The sequence below is a fragment of the Klebsiella sp. BIGb0138 genome, assembly GCF_004342285.1.
Taxonomy (GTDB): Bacteria; Pseudomonadota; Gammaproteobacteria; order Enterobacterales; family Enterobacteriaceae; genus Klebsiella.
Genome location: NZ_SMCV01000004.1, coordinates 164,445 through 182,507, shown reverse-complemented (window position 1 = coordinate 182,507; position 18,063 = coordinate 164,445). Strand labels below are relative to the sequence as shown.

The following is an 18,063-nucleotide window of genomic DNA, read 5'->3' as shown; positions in this document are numbered from 1 at the left end:
AATACAACGCTTCTCTCAATCTGTCTGATCCCCTAGAATCGGAAACCTGATATTGAATGAAGAACAGAGTATGACGCCTGAAACCCGCTCTCCCGGCCGTGTGACCCCGGCGCGAATCCTGGTCATCAAGCTGCGCCACCATGGCGATATGCTGTTGATCACGCCGCTCATTCACACCCTCAAACAGCACTATCCCGCCGCCAGCGTCGATGTTCTGCTTTATGAAGAAACCCGGGATATGCTCGCGGCAAACCCTGACATCAACCAGATTTACGCCATCGACCGGCGCTGGAAAAAGCAGGGCAAGAGGCATCAGCTCAGCATGGAGTTCAGGCTGATCCGCACGCTGCGTCAGCAGCGCTACGATCTGGTGCTCAATCTTGCCGACCAGTGGCCAAGCGCCATCATTACCCGTTTGACCGGCGCGGCGACGCGTATCGGTTTTGACTTCCCGAAACGCCGCCAGCCGGCCTGGCGTTTCTGTCACAGCGAGCTGGCGTCGACCCAGGCACATAAACAGCTGCATACGGTGCAGCAAAACCTCTCTATTCTGGCCCCGCTCGGCCTGGCTATCGATGATGCCCCGGCGCGGATGGGCTACAGCGAAGAGGACTGGGCCACCAGCCGCGCGCTGCTGCCGGAAGGGTTTGAAAACCACTATATCGTCATTCAACCCACCTCCCGCTGGTTCTTTAAATGCTGGCGGGAAGATCGCATGAGCGCGGTGATTAACGCGCTGTCTGACGCCGGTTATGCTATCGTGCTGACCTCCGGGCCGGATGCCAAAGAGAAGAACATGGTGGACGCCATTATCGCCGGCAGCCCAAACGCCCGGTTACACTCCCTGGCCGGGCGGTTGACCCTGCGCCAGCTGGCGGCGGTCATCGATCACGCCCGTCTGTTTATCGGCGTGGACTCCGTGCCGATGCATATGGCGGCGGCCCTTGGTACCCCGCTGGTGGCGCTGTTCGGGCCGTCGAAACTGACCTTCTGGCGCCCGTGGCAGGCAAAAGGCGAAGTCATCTGGGCCGGCGATTTTGGCCCGCTACCCGACCCTGACGACATTGATACCGGGACGCAGGAGCGTTATCTCGATTTCATTCCCACCGACGCCGTCATCACGGCGGCGAAAAAGGTACTGGCATGAGCAAATTCAGGCTGGCCCTGGTGCGACAGAAATATCGCCCGGACGGCGGCGCGGAGCGTTTTGTCTCCCGCGCGCTGGAAGCCCTTGATAGCAGCAATCTTGAACTGAACGTCATTACGCGCGAATGGCAGGGGCCGGTGAAGCCCGACTGGAAGATCCATATCTGCAACCCACGGAAATGGGGGCGCATCAGCCGCGAGCGCGGTTTTGCCGCTGCCGCGCGTCAGCTGTGGCAAGGAGAACGCTTCGATCTGGTGCAAAGTCACGAACGTATTCCCGGTTGCGATCTGTATCGCGCCGGCGATGGCGTCCATCGCCGCTGGCTGGAGCAGCGCTCGCGTATTCTGCCGGGGTGGAAAAGCCGCCTGCTATTTGCTGACCGCTATCATCGCTACGTGATGCAGGCCGAGCGCGAGATGTACCAGGACGCCCACCTGCGTGGCGTCATCTGCAACGCAGAGATGATTAAGCAAGAGATCATGGAAGATTTCTCCCTTCCGGCGGAAAAAATCCACGTCATCTACAACGCCATCGACCACCGGCGTTTCCTGCCGCCGACGGCGGAGGCATTTGCCGCCTTACGCGCCCAATGGCATCTTCCGCTGCAGGCGACCTGTCTGGTATACGTGGGTTCCGGCTTTGAACGTAAGGGGCTGGATGCGGCGATTCGCGCCATCGCCCCCACCGATCGCTATCTGCTGGTGGTGGGCAAAGACAAAGACCAGAACCGCTATCAGTCGCTGGCGAAAACGCTGCACTGCGAAGAGCGGGTACGCTTCTTCGGAATGCAGTCGGAAACCCTGCCGTTTTACCAGATGGCCGATGGTCTGCTGCTGCCAACGCTGTACGATCCGTTCCCTAACGTCATTCTGGAAGCGATGGCCTGCGGCCTGCCGGTGATCACCACCACCGGCTGCGGCGGCGCCGAATTTATCGTGCAGGGCAGCAACGGTTTTGTCTGCGACGCCCTGGATATCCCGGCGCTACAGCAGGCGGTTGTCGCCCTCCCGGCCCGCGCGTTGGGCTCAGCTGAGGGGAGCCGCGCCCGGGAACGCATTATCGACTGCACCAGCGAACGGTTATCGGCGCAGTTGCTCTCTCTCTATCAGGATCTGGTGAAATAACGATGCGCATACTGTTTGTGATCGATGGCCTGCCCGGCGGCGGCGCGGAAAAAGTGGTTCTGACGCTGGTGGAGCGCTTTCTGCGCCAGGGCGAACGAGTATCGCTATTTTCACTGCGCGATGTGTGTGATTATCCGCTGCCGGAAGGACTGGATTATCAGATCATCAGCGACCGTTGCCGCAAACCGTGGCGCAAGCTCAGCGAACTGTCGCGCCGCGCCCGCCAGCTTGATGCCGCGATCGCCGAAGCCGAACGGCAGGGGGAGTTCGATCTGGTGCTGTCCAATTTGCATAAAACCGACCGGATTGTCGCCCGCAGCCGCAAGCTGATGAGCCGTAACGTCTGGTTCTGCCTGCACGGCGTTTTCTCCACGTCATACCTTGGCCATCGCACCGGCTTTGACCGCTGGCTGAAGCAGTACAAGATTAAGCGCGTCTATCAGGGGCGTAATGTCGTTACCGTCTCCGATGCGGTAGGTCAGGATCTACTCGAGCAGTTCGCCATTCGTCCGGCGCAGTTAAAAACCATTTATAACCCGTTCGACATTGCCGCTCTGCGCGCGGGCGCCGATGCGCCGGGCGAGCAACCCGCTGGCGACTATATTATTCACGTCGGGCGCTTCCACCCGGGTAAACGCCATGACCGGCTGATTGAAGCCTATGCGCAAAGCGGCATCGACGCGCCGCTGGTGTTGCTGGGCCAGGGCAAACCGGAGCAGGAACAGCGTCTGCGTCAGCTGGCGCAGCAGCTGCAGGTTGGCGACCGGGTGCTGTTTAAAGGCTTTCAGAAAAACCCGCTGCCGTGGATTAAACACGCGCGGATGCTGGTGCTCAGCTCCGATAGCGAGGGTTTCGGCAATGTGGTGGTCGAAGCGCTGCTGCTGGATACGCCGGTCGCCAGCACCCGCTGTCCTGGCGGGGTGACGGAAATCCTCACCGGGGAATTAGCCCGCGGTCTGGCCGACCTCAACAGCCCGGCGCTGGCCCGGACGATGCAAAGCATCTACCATAACCCGCCTGCCATCGAGCAATCGGCGCTGGAAAAATTCAGCGTGGATACCATTTGTCAGCAGTACCGTCAGCTGCGTCGCGCCTGACGTCGCTATTTAACCAGGATCGAATGATTTATGAGTCAAACGCCTTTACTGAGCATCGTGGCCGCCGTCTATAACGGCGAAAAATTCCTTGCGCAATTCTTTGAATGCCTTGAGCAACAGCAGCTGGAAAGCTATGAACTGATCCTGGTGAACGACGGTTCGACGGACGGCAGCCTGGGCGTTATCGACGAATGGAAAGCGCGGCTGCAAAACGTCATCGTGCTGGAACAGGAAAACCAGGGCGTCTCGGTCGCACGCAATACCGGCCTCGCCGCCGCGACCGGCAAGTATCTGGCATTTCCGGATATCGACGATAAGCTTTATCCCGGCATGTACCGCACGCTGCTGGAGATGGCCGAAAAGGGTCACCTCGATGTCGCCACCTGTAACGGCCGCTACGTTTACGAGACGCGCAAGGATATTCATCCGATACTCCCGCCGGACCGTCTGCCGTCCACCGGCGTCCTGCCGGGCTACGTCTGGTTAAAACAGGCGCTGGATTCACGCAAGTTCCTGCATGTGACCTGGCTGAACATCTATCGCCGTGAATTTATCATGCAGCACAATTTCCACTTTGAACCCGGGCTGCGTCATCAGGATATTCCCTGGACCACGGAAGCGCTGCTGGCGGCCGAACGCGTGCAGTACACCAGCGAACAGTTTTACGATTACTACATCCACTCGGAATCGGTGTCGCATAAACCGGACAATGACGACACGCTGATGCGTTCGGCACGTCACTATATGAAGATTCTGGAGATGCTGGACGCCATCAACGAACGTTATCCTGATAAGGTGCGCCAGATTTCCGCCTGCCGCTGGCAAATCGCCAAAGAGGGGCTGGGAATTATTCATACCTTCGATAGCATGAAAGATGAGTCAAAAAAGCATATTATCATTAAAGAGTTCTTCGACCGCGGCATCTGGCGCCTGATCTGGAAAAATGCGCGTACCTTCCGCTTGCGCTGGCGCCTTGGCCGGCGCTATCTGCGCATTAAGCGCTATCGTGACGCGGCCTGATGCTGAATCCCGTTGTTTCCGCCAAAGAGATAGCTTTACGCGGGCTAAATGCTTAGAATTTGCCCGCTAAAACATAAAACGGATAAATCGCTTGGAATTGCTTTATACCACCCTACTCTATCTAATTCAGCCGCTGGTATGGCTGCGACTGCTGCTGCGCAGCCGTAAAGCCCCCGCCTACCGCAAACGCTGGGCTGAACGTTATGGCTTCTGTCAGAACAAGGTAGCGCCGGATGGGATTTTGCTGCATTCCGTTTCCGTGGGTGAGACGCTTGCAGCCATCCCGCTGGTGCGCGCGCTGCGCCACCGTTATCCTTATCTGCCGATCACCGTCACCACCATGACGCCGACGGGGTCTGAACGCGCCATGTCCGCCTTCGGCAAAGATGTCCACCATGTTTACCTGCCTTACGATCTACCCTGCGCGATGAACCGTTTCCTTAATACCGTCCAGCCGAAGCTGGTTATCGTGATGGAAACCGAGCTGTGGCCCAATATGGTCGCCGCCCTGCACAAACGCAAAATCCCGCTGGTTATCGCCAACGCCCGTCTGTCGGAGCGTTCGGCGAAGGGCTACGCCAAACTGGGTAAATTTATGCGCCGGCTGCTGAGCCGCATCACGCTGATTGCGGCGCAGAATGAAGAAGACGGTAACCGCTTTATTTCCCTCGGACTGAAACGCAACCAGCTGGCGGTGACCGGCAGCCTCAAGTTTGATATTTCCGTCACGCCGGAGCTGGCCGCCCGCGCCATTACCCTACGTCGCCAGTGGGCTCCGCACCGCCAGGTCTGGATTGCCACCAGCACCCACGACGGCGAAGAGCAAATTATCCTGCAGGCGCACAGAAAGCTGCTGGATACCTTCCCGGATCTGCTGTTGATTCTGGTCCCTCGCCACCCTGAACGCTTCGCCGATGCGCGGGAAATGGTGCAGAAAGCGGGGATGAGCTTCACGCTGCGCAGCACCGGTGAAATCCCGTCGAACAGCACCCAGGTGGTGATCGGCGATACCATGGGCGAGCTGATGCTGCTGTACGGCATTGCCGACCTGGCCTTCGTCGGCGGCAGCCTGGTTGAACGAGGCGGCCACAACCCGCTGGAGCCGGCGGCGCACGCCATTCCGGTACTGATGGGGCCACACACGTTTAACTTCAAAGATATCTGCGCCAAACTGCAGCAGGACGACGGTCTGATTACGGTCACCGACGTCGATTCGCTGGTGACCCAGGTCTCCAACCTGCTGACCGATGAAGACTATCGGCTATGGTATGGCCGTCACGCGGTTGAAGTCCTGCACCAAAACCAGGGCGCCCTCTCGCGTCTGCTACAGTTACTGCAACCCTATCTGCCGCAGCGGAGCCACTAATGTCGACCCGACTGTCCGTCGTGATGATCGCCAAAAACGCGGCGGATCTGCTTGCAGATTGCGTGGCCTCCGTCGAGTGGGCGGATGAGATAGTCCTGCTGGACTCCGGCAGCAGCGACCACACCGTTGAACTGGCGCGTAGTCTTGGCGTCCAGGTCTATATCAACACCGACTGGCAAGGCTATGGCATTCAACGCCAGCGCGCCCAGGACTATGCGACCGGTGACTATGTGTTGATGATTGATACCGACGAGCGCGTAACGCCGGAGCTGGCCCACTCTCTTCGCCGCGTGCTGGCCGCGCCAAAAAGCGGCGCAATCTACAGCATCGCCCGCCGAAACTATTTCCTCGGCCGCTTTATGCGCCATAGCGGCTGGTATCCCGATCGCGTCCTGCGTTTGTACGAACGCCGCCGTTTCCGCTATAACCATAATCTGGTACATGAGTCGCTCGACGCGAAAGGGGCGCCGGTTATCGAACTGTCAGGCGATTTACTGCACCTGACCTGTCGCGACTTCGCCGCCTTCCAGCAAAAGCAGCTGGCCTATGCCGCCGCCTGGGCGCAGGAGCGTCATCAGAAGGGAAAAAAAACCTCTCTGGCGAGCATTTTCGGCCATACGCTGGGGGCATTTGTGAAAACGCTGCTGCTGCGCGGCGGCGTACTGGATGGAAAACAGGGCTGGCTACTCGCGGTAGTCAACGCGCAGTATACGTTTAATAAATACACCGGGCTGTGGGCGCTGAGCCGCGGCTACTCAGAGAAAGTGTCATTATGAGCACAAAAGCGATCTATCCCGGCACCTTCGATCCGATTACCAACGGGCATATCGATATCGTCACCCGTGCCGCCAGCATGTTTGACAAGGTGCTGCTGGCGATTGCCGCCAGCCCGAGCAAGAAACCGATGTTCACCCTCGACGAGCGCATCGCGCTGGCGGAGCAGGCAACGGCGCATCTGGTTAACGTTGAGGTGATCGGCTTCAGCGACCTGATGGCGAATTTTGCCCGCGCCCAGCAGGCGAATATTTTGATTCGCGGCTTACGCGCGGTGGCGGACTTCGAATATGAGATGCAGCTGGCGCATATGAATCGCCACCTGATGCCGACCCTGGAAAGCGTATTCCTGATGCCGTGCAAAGAGTGGTCGTTTATCTCTTCTTCGCTGGTGAAAGAGGTGGCGCGCCACCAGGGGGACGTCTCGCACTTCCTGCCCGCCAATGTCCACCAGGCGCTGCTGAAGAAGCTGTAGCCCCCGGACGGGCCGTTGACCGCGCCGCCGGGGTTTTCACGCGCTTACTTCTGACACTGGCGGCAATAAAATGTCGCCCGCTGCGCATGCTTACTGGCAACGATCGGCGTTCCGCACACGCGACAGGGCTCGCCTTTGCGTCCATAGACCTGCAGCTCCTGAGCAAAATAGCCCGGCTTACCGTCGCTTTGCAGGAAATCCTTCAGCGTTGTTCCGCCCTGCTCAATCGAGCGTAGCAGCACCGCTTTAATCACCGTGACCAGCCGTCGACACTCTTCAGGTGATAACGACGACGCCAGTCGATCGGGATGGATCCCGGCCGCAAACAGCGACTCGCTGGCATAGATATTCCCGACGCCTACCACCAGCTTGTTATCCATCAGCCACGGCTTAATCGCCGTTTTCTTTTTCGCACAGCGGTGCTGGAGATACTCCGCGTTAAAATCATCGCTCAGCGGCTCTGGCCCAAGGTGCGCCAGCGCAGGGTGCCCTGCCAGCTCTTTAGTCCATAGCCAGGCGCCAAAGCGACGCGGGTCGGTGTAACGCAGCACGTTGCCGTTGCTCATCACCAGGTCAACGTGGTCATGCTTCTCCGCAGGTATCTCGTCTATCAGGATCCGCAGACTCCCGGACATTCCCAGATGGATAATAATCCAGCCGCCCGGCAGTTCCAGAAGCAGATATTTGGCACGCCGCTGGACGCTAAGCACCGGAACGTCACTCAGGCGATAGATTTCTTCACTGACCGGCCAGCGCAGACGCCCGTTACGAATAACAGCGTGCAGAATGGTCGCCCCCACCAGATGCGGTTCAATACCGCGACGACTGGTTTCTACCTCAGGTAATTCAGGCATTCGTTTTCCTCCGTTAACCCAGAGTATTGTGATTCAGCGACAGGCGGTAGGGAAGCACTTTCCCGGCGGGTATATCCGGCCTTTTTCGCCAGACAAAAACAAAAAACCCCGCCGGAGCGGGGTTTTCTTTACAAGGAGACTAAAATTATTTGATTTTAGCTTCTTTGTATAAAACGTGCTGACGGACAACTGGATCGAATTTTTTCAGTTCCAGTTTTTCCGGCTTAGTACGTTTGTTCTTCGTGGTGGTGTAGAAGTGACCTGTACCAGCAGAAGAAACCAGCTTGATCTTCTCACGAATACCTTTAGCCATGATTTATTTCCTCTTTAAGTACTTAGTACTTTTCGCCACGGGCACGCAGTTCGGACAGAACTGTATCGATGCCTTTCTTATCAATTACACGCATACCTTTTGCAGATACACGCAGGGTGACAAAACGCTTCTCGCTCTCAACCCAGAAACGGTGAGAGTGCAGGTTCGGCAGGAAACGGCGTTTAGTCGCGTTCAGTGCGTGGGAACGGTTGTTACCGGTCACCGGACGCTTGCCAGTAACTTGGCAGACTCGGGACATGTCTATTCTCCAAAAATCAAATTAGCTCGAGCTTCGTATGGGGTATCGGCGCCTCGTCAGGCTTTACAGCCCGGTCATCGCAGTTCTACACCTCATCCTTCAAGCTGCCTCTGTGTTGGCTGCGCTCGCTCACCCAGGTCACGTATTATGTACGTTCCCAGGGATTCACTCTCTTGCCGCCTTGATGCAACGTGAATGATTGGGTGTCTAAGTGAACTCTCGATTGCCAGGCCCAAATGCCAAACCCGAGATTCTCAAAGGTGGCGTAGTATACGCTGACTCGGCGATGTGCTCAAGTCCCGAACAGACAAAGATCCCGCTGGATCGCGTGATCGGGGCTAAATCCAGCCGCGTTCGGCAAAAGATACGTACGCACCGCGGCCGATTACAAGATGATCGAGCACTCGTATCTCCATGAAACCACAACACTTTATCACTCTTTCGGTCATCAACCTGTCAGCCTTACTCGGCTCAGGACAACCGGATGGATGATTATGCGCAAGGATCACCGCAGCGGCGTTCACTTTGATGGCTTCGCGTACAATTTCTCGCGGATGCACCTCTACGTGGCTAAGAGTACCAGAAAAAAGCCGGCTATGTTTCAATACCCGGTTCTGGTTATCTAAAAAGATCACGATAAAGATCTCCCGCTCTTCATCCGCGAGCTGGCTTTGTAAAAACTCCCGCGTCATCAACGGCGTCACCAGAGAGGGCTCTTCGACCAGCCGCAGGCTAAAATAACGCCGCGCCAGCTCAGCGATCCCCTTCAGCTGGGCATATTTCGCCAGGCCAATCCCGTCAACCTCATCGAACTGCGCTTTATCCGCCGAGAGCAGACCATACAGCGAGCCAAAACGTTGTAACAGGTCATGCGAAAAAGTCATCACGTCTTTCTGCCGCGTTCCGGTTCGGAGAAACAGCGCCAGCAGTTCAACATCCGTCAGAACTTCAATGCCGTAGAGCTGCATTTTTTCCCTTGGCATCAGGGATTCCAGTGCATCCATAACCGCGCCTCCTTTCCACTACGGCCTATCCTGGCATAGCCTGCCGGCGCTGCCGACGTCCGTGTTTTATCCTTGCGTAGCACCTCGCAAAGTGAATTCCTGGCAGCCACGCGACGACGCCGGGATTGTGGTAAGATGCGCGGATTCTGGTGTATTGCGACAGGAAAAATCATGATGAGTCTGGCTGGTAAAAAGATCGTTCTGGGCGTGAGCGGCGGCATTGCTGCCTACAAAACGCCGGAACTGGTGCGCCGCCTGCGTGACCGCGGCGCGGATGTCCGCGTCGCCATGACGGAAGCCGCCAAAGCCTTCATTACGCCGCTGAGCCTGCAGGCGGTGTCCGGTTATCCGGTATCCGATAGTCTGCTCGACCCGGCGGCTGAGGCCGCGATGGGCCACATTGAGCTGGGTAAATGGGCGGACCTGGTTATCCTGGCCCCGGCAACCGCCGACCTGATCGCCCGCGTCGCGGTCGGCATGGCCAACGACCTGGTCTCCACTATCTGCCTTGCAACCCCCTCTCCGGTAGCCGTCGTACCCGCGATGAATCAGCAGATGTACCGCGCCGCCGCCACGCAGCATAACCTTGAGGTCCTGGCCTCGCGCGGCTTGCTGCTCTGGGGTCCGGACAGCGGTAGCCAGGCCTGTGGCGATATCGGACCGGGCCGTATGCTGGACCCGCTGACGATTGTCGATCTGGCGGCCGCGCATTTTTCGCCTGTCAAAGATTTGCAACATCTCAACATCATGATTACCGCGGGCCCGACCCGGGAGCCGCTGGATCCGGTGCGCTATATCACCAACCACAGTTCCGGTAAAATGGGCTTCGCGATTGCCGCCGCCGCCGCGAGCCGTGGGGCGAACGTGACGTTGGTGAGCGGCCCGGTCTCTTTACCGACGCCGCCGCTGGTACAGCGAGTCGATGTCACCACCGCGCTGGAAATGGAAGCCGCAGTCCAGAAAGGTGCGCAACAGCAGCATATTTTTATTGGCTGTGCCGCCGTCGCCGACTATCGCGCCGTCACCATTGCTGAGGAAAAGATCAAAAAGCAAGGTGATGAATTAACAATAAAAATGGTCAAAAACCCGGATGTTGTTGCCGGGGTGGCGGCCCTCGCGGTCAATCGACCTTTTGTCGTTGGGTTTGCCGCCGAAACGAATAATGTGGAAGAATACGCGAGGCAAAAACGCGCTCGCAAAAATCTCGACCTGATTTGCGCTAACGACGTTTCGCAGCCTGATCAAGGATTTAACAGCGACAGCAACGCATTACACCTTTTCTGGCAGGATGGAGATAAACGCTTACCACTCGAGCGCAAGGAACTCCTGGGCCAATTATTACTCGACGAGATCGTTACCCGTTATGATGAAAAAAATCGACGTTAAGATTCTGGACCCGCGTGTCGGTCAGCAATTCCCGCTACCGACCTATGCCACCTCCGGTTCCGCCGGACTTGACCTGCGAGCCTGTCTCGACGACGCCGTAGAGCTGGCGCCGGGGGCAACGACGCTGTTGCCAACCGGTCTGGCTATTCATATCGCCGATCCGTCTCTGGCGGCGGTGATTCTGCCGCGCTCCGGGCTAGGCCATAAGCACGGCGTGGTGCTGGGCAACCTGGTCGGGCTGATCGACTCCGACTATCAGGGACAGCTGATGGTTTCCGTGTGGAACCGCGGTCAGCAGAGCTTTACGATTGAACCCGGCGAGCGTATCGCTCAAATGGTATTTGTACCCGTCGTCCAGGCGGAATTTAACCTGGTGGAAGATTTTGACGCCACCGAACGTGGCGAAGGTGGCTTTGGTCACTCAGGGCGCGCATAAGCCCGACCACACAAAACCCGCATCTCAAAGTGCAATAATGCAATAACATCACCGCAAACGACCGTTTGCGGTCACTTTGTGGATGCCTGCCTGACAAGTGCTTATTTTCAGGGGTATTTTAAAACATGGCAGAAAAACAAACTGCGAAAAGGAATCGTCGCGAAGAAATACTTCAGTCTCTGGCCCTGATGCTTGAATCCAGCGATGGTAGTCAACGCATTACCACGGCGAAACTGGCGGCGTCCGTCGGCGTGTCTGAAGCGGCGCTGTACCGTCATTTTCCCAGCAAAACCCGCATGTTTGATAGCCTGATCGAGTTTATCGAAGACAGTCTGATTACGCGCATCAATTTGATTTTAAAAGATGAAAAAGACACTTCAGCGCGCCTGCGTCTGATTGTGCTGCTGATTCTGGGCTTTGGTGAGCGTAATCCTGGGCTGACGCGCATTCTGACCGGCCATGCGCTGATGTTCGAACAGGACCGTCTACAGGGGCGGATTAACCAGCTGTTTGAACGTATCGAGGTACAGCTGCGTCAGGTCATGCGTGAGAAAAAAATGCGTGAAGGGGAAGGCTACACCATCGATGAGTCGCTGCTGGCCAGCCAGCTGTTGGCCTTCTGCGAAGGCATGTTGTCGCGCTTTGTACGCAGTGAGTTTAAATATCGTCCGACGGATGATTTTGACGCTCGCTGGCCGCTGGTCGCCGCGCAGCTGCAATAACGCATTGAAAGCCCGGAAGGTACGATACCTCCGGGCTTTTTTGATTTATACGCCAAACTCTTCCCGGTAGGCGCGTACCGTCGCCAGATGGTCAGCCATCTCCGGCTTCTCTTCCAGATAGGTAATCAGATCTTTCAGGGTTACGATGGAGATCACCTTGCAACCATAATCGCGCTCAACTTCCTGAATCGCGGAGATCTCACCCCGGCCGCGTTCCTGACGGTCCAGCGAGATCAGCACCCCGGCCAGTTCGGCGCCGTGCGCCTGGATGATTTCCATCGATTCGCGAATCGCGGTGCCTGCGGTAATCACATCATCGACCAGCATCACACGGCCCTGCAGAGCGCTACCCACCAGGTTACCGCCTTCACCATGGGTTTTGGCTTCTTTGCGGTTAAAGCAGTACGGCAAATCCCGGTCGTGGTGTTCAGCCAGCGCGACCGCCGTGGTGGTGGCGATGGGAATCCCTTTATAGGCCGGGCCGAACAGCAGATCGAAATCAATCCCGGAGTCGACCAGCGCCTCGGCGTAGAAACGACCTAACAGTGCCAGATCGCGCCCGGTGTTAAACAGGCCGGCGTTGAAGAAATAGGGGCTCTTGCGCCCGGATTTCAGCGTAAATTCGCCAAACTTAAGCACCTGCTTGTTAAGCGCAAACTCAATAAACTGGCGCTGATACGGTTTCATGGATTCGCTCCTCATCTTACTTTTCATCATTTAGGTTTACGCCAACTCATTCACACCGCCTCGGCCAGGCGGCTTGCGACTCTGGCATATCAGACGGTATGAGGAATAAAACGTAAAAAAAAGGGCGACTCTTCAGTCGCCCTTAAAATTAATTCTCTAACGCCGCTTTCTGCGTCGCGACAATGGATTCGATACCCCCTCGGGCCAGCGCCAGCAGGGTGAGGAGTTCTTCATGGGTAAACGGCTCGCCTTCCGCCGTGCCCTGCACCTCAATGATGCGACCATCTTCGGTCATCACTACGTTCATATCGGTTTCCGCTGCCGAGTCTTCGACATATTCCAGATCGCAAAGCGCTTCGCCATTGACAATACCGACAGAAACCGCAGCCACCATCCCTTTCATCGGGTTGGTTTTCAGTTTACCCGCCGCCACCAGCTTATTTAGCGCATCGGCCAGCGCCACGCAGGCGCCGGTGATCGATGCGGTACGGGTGCCGCCGTCTGCCTGCAGAACGTCGCAATCAAGGGTAATCGTGAATTCGCCAAGCGCTTTCAGGTCTACCGCGGCGCGCAGCGCGCGTGCGATCAGACGCTGGATTTCCATGGTACGGCCGCCCTGCTTGCCTTTCGCGGCTTCACGCGCGTTACGGGTATGCGTCGCACGCGGCAGCATGCCATATTCTGCGGTGATCCACCCCTGCCCCTGGCCTTTCAGGAAGCGCGGCACGCCTTCGTCGATCGACGCGGTGCACAGCACTTTGGTGTCACCAAATTCGACCAGCACGGAACCTTCTGCGTGTATTGTATAGTTACGGGTCAGGGTGACGGGACGCACCTGATTAGCGCTACGACCTGCTGGACGCATAATGATCTCTCCGGCTTGAAACGAATGTGGCGCGCATTATACACAAAATCATTCTGGATGCATCGCGATGACAAGCCGCAAATCCAGGGATGTATCAATAGCCCGGCGACCGGAGTATGAGGGTGCCGCCAACAAAAAAGCGACCTGCAGGATAGTGAGTATAAACGGATAATGCGCGCTTATTCCTATCCTGATAGGGCCCTGAAAGCTATAATCCACCCCACTCTCCTTTAAAAACAGGAACGTCTATGATCCGCAGTATGACCGCCTATGCCCGGCGTGAAATCAAGGGTGAATGGGGCAGCGCCGCGTGGGAACTGCGCTCGGTAAACCAACGATATCTGGAAACGTATTTCCGTCTGCCGGAGCAGTTCCGTAGCCTGGAGCCCGTGGTGCGTGAGCGTATTCGTTCACGTCTGACCCGCGGTAAAGTCGAATGTACCTTACGTTTTGAACAGGATCCCAGCTCCCAGGGCGAACTGATTCTCAACGAAAACCTCGCCAGACAGCTGGTCAATGCCGCCAACTGGGTCAAAATGCAAAGCGACGAAGGCGAAATCAACCCGGTTGATATCCTGCGCTGGCCCGGCGTCATGGCGGCTCAGGAACAGGATCTCGATGCGATTGCCGCCGATATTCTCTCCGCCCTGAACGGCGCGCTGGATGACTTTATCGTGGCCCGTGAGACCGAAGGCCAGGCGCTGAAAGCGCTTATCGAACAGCGTCTGGACGGCGTTACCGCCGAAGTCGCTAAGGTCCGCGCCCACATGCCGGAAATCCTGCAGTGGCAGCGCGACCGCCTGGTTTCCAGGCTGGAAGATGCGGAAGTACAGCTGGAAAACAATCGTCTTGAGCAAGAACTGGTGCTGATGGCACAGCGCATCGACGTTGCCGAAGAGCTGGATCGCCTGGAAGCGCACGTAAAAGAGACCTGGAACATCCTCAAGAAGAAAGAGGCCGTCGGCCGTCGCCTCGACTTTATGATGCAGGAGTTTAATCGCGAGTCGAACACGCTGGCGTCAAAATCGATCAATGCGGAAGTAACCAATTCCGCCATCGAGCTGAAAGTGCTGATCGAGCAGATGCGTGAACAGATCCAGAATATCGAGTAAAATTCCTTCGCTGGCTCCTCCCTGGGAGCCAGCATTACTTTTTCTTATCCATTTTTGTTGCGCCTTACGCAGCCTTCCCCAGCACAACTAGCCAAATAGCACATCATGCATTAGTTTATCCTGGGAAAACGCATTCGCCTTAGAAAATCTCAATCGTGATCTTCCGCACAAATCGCTAATCTTCCTGCCATCGTTCTGGGGGATCTATGCTGCTACATATTCTTTATTTAATCGGTATTACCGCGGAAGCCATGACCGGCGCTCTGGCCGCCGGGCGCCGCCGTATGGACACCTTTGGCGTCATCATCATCGCCACCGCCACCGCGCTGGGCGGCGGCTCGGTGCGGGATATCCTGCTGGGGCACTACCCGCTGGGATGGGTAAAGAACCCGGAATACGTCATTATTGTCGCCGTCGCCGCGGTATTGACCACCATTGCCGCCCCGGTCATGCCCCACCTGCGCCGCCTGTTTCTGATGCTGGATGCCCTGGGCCTGGTGGTGTTCTCAATTATCGGCGCGCAAATCGCGCTGGATATGGGAGAAGGACCGGTGATCGCCTCCATTGCCGCGGTGGTAACCGGCGTATTCGGCGGCGTGCTGCGCGATATGTTCTGCAAGCGCATTCCGCTGGTCTTCCAGAAAGAGCTGTATGCCGGCATCTCTTTTGCCGCCGCCATCCTCTATATCGCCCTGCAGCATTATGTCAGCAGCCACGATGTGGTCGTCATCTCAACTCTGCTATTTGGCTTCACCGCCCGTATGCTGGCGCTGCGTTGGAAGCTGGGGCTGCCCGTTTTCCACTACAAGCATAACGCCCACTGAGCCTGTCAAAACCCGGGGATACGTTGCCCGCTGAGCCATTGCGCCAGCGCGGCAACATCCGGGTGCTGAAGAAAGGCCACCAGCTGGCGCGCCCTCTGCGTACCCACGCCCGGCAGACGCCGCCACTGTTCCTCACTGCGTGCCTGCAGCCGCTGCCAGCTTTCCCCCGTCAGCGCCGTCAGCGCCGGCTGAGGGAGCGGAACTCCGAGCGCCTGTATCCAGCGCAGAAAAGGCTGCTGGCGAGCGAGGTTAAACTGATGCCAGAGCCGTTGCCCGCGCCCGGCCGAAATCCCCGGAATCGCCTGCAGCTGCTGAGGCGTTAACGCCAGCCAGGCAAAAAGATGCGCCATCGGGCGGGCGTGGTGTATGGTGCGCCACAACGACTCGCCAACGCCATCAAGATTCAGGATCGGCTTTGCCGACAGCCAGACCAGCCGCGAGAGAAACTGCTCAGCGCATTCAGGCGTCGCAAAATAGCAGGTTAAAGGGGTAAAACGGGACGCTGGCGACCGGGGTTTATTACGTTGCGCCGTCCGCCACACGACGCCATCGACACGCGGAATCCCCTGGCCCGCCAGGCTAATTTGCAGCTGGTCGCCGAGGCCAATATCCAGACGCTGCCAGCGGGAAACCGACCCGATACTCACCCGCCTCACCCGTTTGTCGTCGATGTACTGGGGTTCCAGCTGCGCCACGACGGCAATGTTACCGCTGCGCCCGACGCGAAAGTGAATGCCGCGCACTTCCATAACCCGTGACGCCGGCGGATATTTCCATGCCGCCAGCCACTCTCCCTGCCCCGGCGACCAGAATCGCCCGGCAGGCTCCTGACCGCGACGCACCACCACGCCGTCGGTCACGAAAGGCAGGGCTGAGGTCAACCAACGCGCGCGCCACTGCGCAACCTGTTCTACGTTAGCCACCGGCTGCGAGAAATTCTCCCCAGGGAGAAATCCCCCTTTCTGCAGCAGGGCCAGGCGCCGGCGCATCTCCTGCGGGCCGTCTGGCCACGCCCAGATAAAAATACCCAGCTCAGCAAGCCGCGCGGGTGTATCCAGGCGCATCAGCGTGCCGGCGACTTTCGACCGCGCATTCATTCCCCCCATCCGCTTCTGCACATGCCCGGGGCGTTGCAGAAAAATTTCGCCCTGCAGTACGCTGTTCGCCAGCTCGCCTTCCGTCACCGCGGGAACCGCAGGGATCTGGCGCACCTTTGCCGTCCACTCTTCCCCGGTATGCCCGTCCCCTCTGCTGATGGCCTGCGCCAGCCGTCCGTCACGGTAAACCAGGGTCACGGCCACTCCGTCGACCTTCGGCTGCACCCAAAGATCCGTTTTATCGCGCATCCAGCGCGCGACGGCGGCCCTATCTTCCAGTTTACGTACGCCGGTGTGGGCAACCGGATGCCTGGCCTCTCCGGCCGGCGGCGGCAAATCGTCGTCAGGGGTCGGTTCGATCGCAAAGCAGCGCTGCCACTGCGTTAATCGTCCGGCTAGCTGGTCATACACTTCATCGCTGACGTCGCTACTTCCCTGTCGCCAGTAGGCATTTTTCCAGTCCGTCATCTGCTGGCTCAGCCGCCCCATTTCCCGGGCGGCCTGCGCCGGCGGCCATTCAGGGCAGGCCGCCTGCCCGTATCCTGCCGCTATCCCCACGCCAATTCCCCAGATCCATTTCTGCATGATGCCGCCTCCTGTTTTGCCGACAGCCATTCTGTGATCAAAGAGTTGGTGCGACGACAGGCAATTGATCACGCTGCGAGCGGCCTTCCAGGCTTTGTACGCAAGCGCGGCAAGACCCGGCGAAATCAGGGAAACGGCAGGTAAAATGAAAGAAACAGAAGCAAAAAGTGTGACAGGGACTGCGTCACGGCGCGGCGCCGTGTATAATAGGCTCGTATGTAGTATCTCTTTCGACAATCACATACAAAAGACTCTCATGGCTCAAGGCACGCTTTATATTGTTTCCGCCCCGAGTGGCGCGGGTAAATCCAGCCTGATTCAGGCTTTATTGAAAACCCAACCGCTGTACGACACCCAGGTCTCTGTTTCACATACCACGCGCGCGCCGCGTCCGGGTGAAGTGCACGGTGAACATTATTTCTTTGTGGATCACGACGATTTCAGAGCGATGATTAGCAAAGACGCCTTTCTTGAGCACGCAGAAGTTTTTGGCAACTATTACGGCACCGCGCGCGAAACCATCGAGCAGGTACTGGCAACCGGCGTCGATGTGTTCCTTGATATCGACTGGCAGGGCGCTCAGCAAATCCGTCAAAAAATGCCGGGCGCGCGCAGCATCTTTATTCTGCCACCGTCCAAAGATGAGCTTGACCGTCGCCTGCGTGGCCGCGGCCAGGACAGCGAAGAGGTGATCGCAAAACGTATGGCGCAGGCTGTTGCAGAAATGAGCCATTACGCGGAGTATGATTACCTGATTGTGAATGATGATTTTGATACCGCGCTGAGCGATCTGAAAAACATTATTCGCGCCGAACGTCTGCGCATGAGCCGCCAAAAGCAGCGACATGGCGCTTTAATCACCAAACTGTTGGCAGACTGAACCCACATTCAGTATCATGCCCAGTCATTTCTTCAC

20 protein-coding genes are annotated in these 18,063 nt (G+C 57.5%); 13 read left to right on the top strand and 7 right to left on the bottom strand.

Annotated features, from left to right (window positions below; genetic code table 11):
* Positions 1-70 precede the first annotated feature (70 nt).
* From rfaQ to coaD, 7 genes are all read left to right on the top strand, one after another.
* Positions 71-1,147 carry a putative lipopolysaccharide heptosyltransferase III gene (gene rfaQ / locus EDF73_RS11620; RefSeq protein ID WP_132729292.1) on the top strand — a complete coding sequence of 359 codons (1,077 nt, stop codon included), beginning with the start codon at positions 71-73 and terminating at the stop codon, positions 1,145-1,147.
* Entirely contained in the window at positions 1,144-2,271 is a 1,128-nt protein-coding gene (locus EDF73_RS11615; protein WP_132729291.1) for a glycosyltransferase family 4 protein, read from the top strand. Before rfaQ ends, EDF73_RS11615 begins: the two co-directional genes overlap by 4 nt.
* Positions 2,272-2,273: 2 nt before the next feature.
* Positions 2,274-3,368, top strand: coding sequence for a glycosyltransferase (locus tag EDF73_RS11610; RefSeq protein ID WP_132729290.1), 1,095 nt, complete (start codon positions 2,274-2,276; stop codon positions 3,366-3,368).
* A 30-nt stretch (positions 3,369-3,398) separates the two neighbouring features.
* The gene (locus EDF73_RS11605) at positions 3,399-4,388 is read left to right on the top strand and encodes a glycosyltransferase (RefSeq protein WP_132729289.1); all 990 of its coding nucleotides are present in this window, start codon (positions 3,399-3,401) and stop codon (positions 4,386-4,388) included.
* Positions 4,389-4,479: 91 nt separating this feature from the next.
* Positions 4,480-5,754, top strand: a complete 1,275-nt coding sequence (gene waaA / locus EDF73_RS11600; protein WP_132729288.1) for a lipid IV(A) 3-deoxy-D-manno-octulosonic acid transferase — start codon at positions 4,480-4,482, stop codon at positions 5,752-5,754.
* Positions 5,754-6,530: a glycosyltransferase family 2 protein gene (locus EDF73_RS11595; protein ID WP_132729287.1), complete on the top strand. Its 777-nt coding sequence runs from the start codon at positions 5,754-5,756 to the stop codon at positions 6,528-6,530. The genes waaA and EDF73_RS11595 overlap by 1 nt, the downstream gene beginning before the upstream one ends.
* Positions 6,527-7,003 (top strand): pantetheine-phosphate adenylyltransferase, encoded by a 477-nt coding sequence (gene coaD / locus EDF73_RS11590; protein WP_100682896.1) that lies wholly within the window; start codon positions 6,527-6,529, stop codon positions 7,001-7,003. The genes EDF73_RS11595 and coaD overlap by 4 nt, the downstream gene beginning before the upstream one ends.
* Before the next feature lie 44 nt (positions 7,004-7,047).
* On the opposite strand, the gene mutM is transcribed toward coaD, so the two are convergent.
* From mutM to radC, 4 genes are all read right to left on the bottom strand, one after another.
* A complete protein-coding gene (gene mutM / locus EDF73_RS11585; protein WP_132729286.1) occupies positions 7,048-7,857 on the bottom strand; it encodes a bifunctional DNA-formamidopyrimidine glycosylase/DNA-(apurinic or apyrimidinic site) lyase in 810 nt (269 codons plus the stop codon).
* A gap of 145 nt (positions 7,858-8,002) precedes the next feature.
* Complete coding sequence (gene rpmG, locus EDF73_RS11580) at positions 8,003-8,170, bottom strand: 50S ribosomal protein L33 (RefSeq protein ID WP_003024094.1); 168 nt, start codon at positions 8,168-8,170, stop codon at positions 8,003-8,005.
* A gap of 22 nt (positions 8,171-8,192) precedes the next feature.
* Positions 8,193-8,429, bottom strand: coding sequence for a 50S ribosomal protein L28 (gene rpmB / locus EDF73_RS11575; protein WP_002436699.1), 237 nt, complete (start codon positions 8,427-8,429; stop codon positions 8,193-8,195).
* A 338-nt stretch (positions 8,430-8,767) separates the two neighbouring features.
* Positions 8,768-9,433: a DNA repair protein RadC gene (gene radC, locus EDF73_RS11570; protein ID WP_132729285.1), complete on the bottom strand. Its 666-nt coding sequence runs from the start codon at positions 9,431-9,433 to the stop codon at positions 8,768-8,770.
* A gap of 174 nt (positions 9,434-9,607) precedes the next feature.
* Here radC and coaBC point away from each other — a divergent pair, with 174 nt between their 5' ends.
* The 3 genes from coaBC (at position 9,608) to slmA (ending at position 11,977) form a co-directional block, all read left to right on the top strand.
* Positions 9,608-10,819 (top strand): bifunctional phosphopantothenoylcysteine decarboxylase/phosphopantothenate--cysteine ligase CoaBC, encoded by a 1,212-nt coding sequence (gene coaBC / locus EDF73_RS11565; RefSeq protein ID WP_207896648.1) that lies wholly within the window; start codon positions 9,608-9,610, stop codon positions 10,817-10,819.
* Positions 10,797-11,255, top strand: a complete 459-nt coding sequence (gene dut / locus EDF73_RS11560) for a dUTP diphosphatase (RefSeq protein ID WP_004868951.1) — start codon at positions 10,797-10,799, stop codon at positions 11,253-11,255. The genes coaBC and dut overlap by 23 nt, the downstream gene beginning before the upstream one ends.
* A gap of 125 nt (positions 11,256-11,380) precedes the next feature.
* On the top strand, positions 11,381-11,977 hold the full coding sequence (gene slmA / locus EDF73_RS11555) for a nucleoid occlusion factor SlmA (protein WP_132729283.1): 597 nt from the start codon (positions 11,381-11,383) through the stop codon (positions 11,975-11,977).
* 45 nt (positions 11,978-12,022) lie between these two features.
* Here the strand turns inward: slmA and pyrE are convergent, their stop codons facing one another.
* Together pyrE and rph are read right to left on the bottom strand one after the other, a co-directional pair.
* Positions 12,023-12,664, bottom strand: coding sequence for an orotate phosphoribosyltransferase (gene pyrE, locus EDF73_RS11550; RefSeq protein WP_132729282.1), 642 nt, complete (start codon positions 12,662-12,664; stop codon positions 12,023-12,025).
* Between the two features lie 148 nt (positions 12,665-12,812).
* Complete coding sequence (rph, locus tag EDF73_RS11545; protein ID WP_032690259.1) at positions 12,813-13,529, bottom strand: ribonuclease PH; 717 nt, start codon at positions 13,527-13,529, stop codon at positions 12,813-12,815.
* 248 nt (positions 13,530-13,777) lie between these two features.
* On the opposite strand from rph, the gene EDF73_RS11540 reads away from it, so the two are divergent.
* Positions 13,778-14,641: a YicC/YloC family endoribonuclease gene (locus tag EDF73_RS11540; protein WP_132729281.1), complete on the top strand. Its 864-nt coding sequence runs from the start codon at positions 13,778-13,780 to the stop codon at positions 14,639-14,641.
* Positions 14,642-14,847: 206 nt separating this feature from the next.
* Positions 14,848-15,465, top strand: coding sequence for a trimeric intracellular cation channel family protein (locus tag EDF73_RS11535; protein ID WP_132729280.1), 618 nt, complete (start codon positions 14,848-14,850; stop codon positions 15,463-15,465).
* 5 nt (positions 15,466-15,470) lie between these two features.
* Here the strand turns inward: EDF73_RS11535 and ligB are convergent, their stop codons facing one another.
* Positions 15,471-17,147 carry an NAD-dependent DNA ligase LigB gene (gene ligB, locus EDF73_RS11530; protein WP_132729279.1) on the bottom strand — a complete coding sequence of 559 codons (1,677 nt, stop codon included), beginning with the start codon at positions 17,145-17,147 and terminating at the stop codon, positions 15,471-15,473.
* Between the two features lie 256 nt (positions 17,148-17,403).
* Here ligB and gmk point away from each other — a divergent pair, with 256 nt between their 5' ends.
* On the top strand, positions 17,404-18,027 hold the full coding sequence (gene gmk, locus EDF73_RS11525) for a guanylate kinase (RefSeq protein WP_132729479.1): 624 nt from the start codon (positions 17,404-17,406) through the stop codon (positions 18,025-18,027).
* Positions 18,028-18,063: the final 36 nt, after the last annotated feature.

Coding starts and splice junctions, on each gene's coding strand:
- dut (WP_004868951.1), top strand. CDS start 10,797: ATGATGAAAAAAATCGACGTTAAGATTCTGGACCCGCGTGTCGGTCAG.
- coaBC (WP_207896648.1), top strand. CDS start 9,608: ATGAGTCTGGCTGGTAAAAAGATCGTTCTGGGCGTGAGCGGCGGCATT.
- EDF73_RS11535 (WP_132729280.1), top strand. CDS start 14,848: ATGCTGCTACATATTCTTTATTTAATCGGTATTACCGCGGAAGCCATG.
- rpmB (WP_002436699.1), bottom strand. CDS start 8,429: ATGTCCCGAGTCTGCCAAGTTACTGGCAAGCGTCCGGTGACCGGTAAC.
- gmk (WP_132729479.1), top strand. CDS start 17,404: ATGGCTCAAGGCACGCTTTATATTGTTTCCGCCCCGAGTGGCGCGGGT.
- rpmG (WP_003024094.1), bottom strand. CDS start 8,170: ATGGCTAAAGGTATTCGTGAGAAGATCAAGCTGGTTTCTTCTGCTGGT.
- slmA (WP_132729283.1), top strand. CDS start 11,381: ATGGCAGAAAAACAAACTGCGAAAAGGAATCGTCGCGAAGAAATACTT.
- EDF73_RS11605 (WP_132729289.1), top strand. CDS start 3,399: ATGAGTCAAACGCCTTTACTGAGCATCGTGGCCGCCGTCTATAACGGC.
- EDF73_RS11610 (WP_132729290.1), top strand. CDS start 2,274: ATGCGCATACTGTTTGTGATCGATGGCCTGCCCGGCGGCGGCGCGGAA.
- EDF73_RS11540 (WP_132729281.1), top strand. CDS start 13,778: ATGATCCGCAGTATGACCGCCTATGCCCGGCGTGAAATCAAGGGTGAA.
- ligB (WP_132729279.1), bottom strand. CDS start 17,147: ATGCAGAAATGGATCTGGGGAATTGGCGTGGGGATAGCGGCAGGATAC.
- coaD (WP_100682896.1), top strand. CDS start 6,527: ATGAGCACAAAAGCGATCTATCCCGGCACCTTCGATCCGATTACCAAC.
- rph (WP_032690259.1), bottom strand. CDS start 13,529: ATGCGTCCAGCAGGTCGTAGCGCTAATCAGGTGCGTCCCGTCACCCTG.
- rfaQ (WP_132729292.1), top strand. CDS start 71: ATGACGCCTGAAACCCGCTCTCCCGGCCGTGTGACCCCGGCGCGAATC.
- pyrE (WP_132729282.1), bottom strand. CDS start 12,664: ATGAAACCGTATCAGCGCCAGTTTATTGAGTTTGCGCTTAACAAGCAG.
- EDF73_RS11595 (WP_132729287.1), top strand. CDS start 5,754: ATGTCGACCCGACTGTCCGTCGTGATGATCGCCAAAAACGCGGCGGAT.
- EDF73_RS11615 (WP_132729291.1), top strand. CDS start 1,144: ATGAGCAAATTCAGGCTGGCCCTGGTGCGACAGAAATATCGCCCGGAC.
- radC (WP_132729285.1), bottom strand. CDS start 9,433: ATGGATGCACTGGAATCCCTGATGCCAAGGGAAAAAATGCAGCTCTAC.
- mutM (WP_132729286.1), bottom strand. CDS start 7,857: ATGCCTGAATTACCTGAGGTAGAAACCAGTCGTCGCGGTATTGAACCG.